The organism is Micromonospora phytophila, from assembly GCF_023656545.1.
In the GTDB taxonomy this organism is placed as follows: Bacteria; Actinomycetota; Actinomycetes; order Mycobacteriales; family Micromonosporaceae; genus Micromonospora; species Micromonospora phytophila.
Map to the genome: position 1 here is coordinate 1 of NZ_JAMOKF010000534.1, position 2,382 is coordinate 2,382.

The following is a 2,382-nucleotide window of genomic DNA, read 5'->3' on the forward strand; positions in this document are numbered from 1 at the left end:
GCCAGCTCGGCCGGGTCGCGCAGCGCCTCGACGATCAGCTCCCCAGAGGGCCGCCGGTCACCGCCGGCCAGCGCCAGGGCGCGCAGACCCTGACGCAGCCGCCGCTCGGCCAGCGGGTCGGCGCCGCCCAGTGGGCTGTGCAGCAGCGCGACGGCGGCCTCCTCGTCGAGCCGCTCGGGCTCCAGCGCGCAGCGCAGCAGGAGCAGCAGCGGCGCGACCGCCGGTTGCAGGTGCAGCGGCAGGTCCTCGCCGTGCACCACGGTCGGCACCCCGGCGGCGTGCAGCGCCCGTTGCAGCGAGGGCAGCTGCCGGGCGGTGGAGCGCACCAGCACCGCCATCCGCGACCAGGGCACGCCGCCGAGCAGGTGCGCCTCGCGCAGCGCGTGGGCCAGCCAGGCCGCCTCGCTGGTGGCCGAGCGGAAGGTGTGGACCTCCACCGAGCCGGGGGACGCGTCGGGCAGCGGGCGCAGCCGGCGGTGCGCCGACGGGCCGCGCAGCCGGCGGGCCAACCGGCCGAACGCGCCCAGCAGCCGGGGCCCGGCCCGGTAGGACGTGGTCAGCACCACCTGCGCCGCGGGCGCCCCGGAGGCGGTGCGGAACCGGTGCGGGAAGGCGCTCACCCCGGCCGGGTCGGCGCCCCGGAAGGCGTACGTGGACGAGTCGGGGTCGGCGAAGGCGACCAGGGACTTGCCCCCACCGGCCACCACGGCGAGCAGGTCCTGCTGGGCGGGGTCGGTGTCGGCCAGCTCGTCGACGTAGACGTACGCCAGCCGGCGGCGCTCGGCCGCGAGCAGGTCGGGGTCGTCCAGCAGCATCCCGGTGGCGGCCCGGACCAGCTCCGCCGGGTCGTACGCGACCGAGCCGCGGTTGCTGACGTCACGCAGGGCGAGCACGGCGACGTACTCCCGGATGAAGCGGGCGGCGGCGGGCCAGTCGGCACGGCCGAGCTTCTCGCCCAGCCGGGCCAGCTCGACCGGGCCGACGCCGCGCTCGGCGGCCCGCATCAGCAGGTCGCGCAGCTGCGCCGCGAAGGCGCGGGTGCGCAGCGCGGGGCGCAGCTCCTCCGGCCAGCCGACCGGGTCGTCCTCGGGTTCCTCGCCGACCACGTCGAGCAGCTCACGGATGATCAGATCCTGCTCGGGGCCGGTGAGCAGCCGGGGCGACGGTTCGCCCCGCTCGGCGGCGGCCCGGCGGAGCAGGCCGAAGGCGTACGCCGGGAAGGTGCGCACCAGCGGCTCGCGCAGCACGCGGTGGCCGCTCCCGGCGGCCCTGGCCTCGATCCGCTGGCGCAGCGCGGTGGCGCCCCGGCGGCTGAAGGTGAGCACCAGGATCCGCTCGGGGTCGACCCCCTCGGCCACCCGGGCCGCGACGGCCTCCACCAGGGTGCTGGTCTTGCCGGTGCCCGGGCCGCCGAGCACCAGCATCGGCCCGTCGGTGTGCGCGACGATCTCCGCCTGGTGCGCGTCGGTCAGCCGGGCGTCGCCGCCGGCGGCAGCCTGCGCGCCATCGCCCGTCGGCCCGTCGGACCGCCGCCCGCTCTCGTCGGCCCCACCGTCCGGAGCCGGCTCACCGACCCGACCGTCCCCCCACGCCGGCCCGCCGGACCGGCGGTCCCCCCGGGCCGCCTCGGCAGGCCGACGCACCAACCGGTACGCCTGCATCCGCCCATCCCACCACGCCGGTCCGACACCCCCACCCCGCCACTCCACCCCGACCGCCCCCACCGGCGTTGATCATGAGGTTGACCGGGCGAGTCGTGGCATTTGTCCCCGCCAACCCCATGATCAACCCCGGGGCCAGAGGGGGGCACGCGGGGGCGGGGTTAGGTGAGGTGGGATTCCAGGGTGGTGAGGGCGGCGGGGACGGAGTCGACCACGGTGAGGAGGCCGAGGCCGGCGGGCTTGAGGAAGGTCTGGCCGGCCAGGGCGCCGAGCCAGTCGAGCAACGGGCGGTAGAAGCCGTCGGTGTCGACCAGGACCATCGGCTTGGCGTGCAGGGCGAGGGTGGCGGTGGTCCACACCTCGAAGAGCTCGTCGAGCGTGCCGAGCCCGCCCGGCAGGGTGAGGAACGCGTCCGACTTGTCGATCATGAGGGTCTTGCGGTCGGCCATCGACTCGGTGACCAGCAGCTCGTCCGAGCTGAGGTCGGCGACCTCCAGGTCGACCAGCGCCTGCGGGATCACCCCGACCGTCCGCCCGCCGGCGGCCCGCGCGCCGTCCGCCAGCGCGCCCATCATCCCGACGCACCCGCCGCCGCTGACCAGCGTGTGCCCGCGCCGGGCGATCTCCGCGCCGGTCTCGGCGGCGAGGTCCAGCCAGCGCCGGTCGAGGGTACGGGAGGAGGCGCAGAACACGCAGATCGCCGCCACGGCTCAGCCCTCCG

At 77.0% G+C, this 2,382-nt stretch carries 2 protein-coding genes; both read right to left on the minus strand.

From position 1 onward, the window contains the following. Window positions 1–1,661, minus strand: a 1,661-nt coding sequence (locus NCC78_RS30860) for an ATP-dependent helicase (protein WP_250798941.1), incomplete at its 3' end; no start/stop codon positions are given. A 161-nt stretch (window positions 1,662–1,822) separates the two neighbouring features. After that, window positions 1,823–2,368: an LOG family protein gene (locus NCC78_RS30865; protein WP_250798943.1), complete on the minus strand. Its 546-nt coding sequence runs from the start codon at window positions 2,366–2,368 to the stop codon at window positions 1,823–1,825. Window positions 2,369–2,382: the final 14 nt, after the last annotated feature.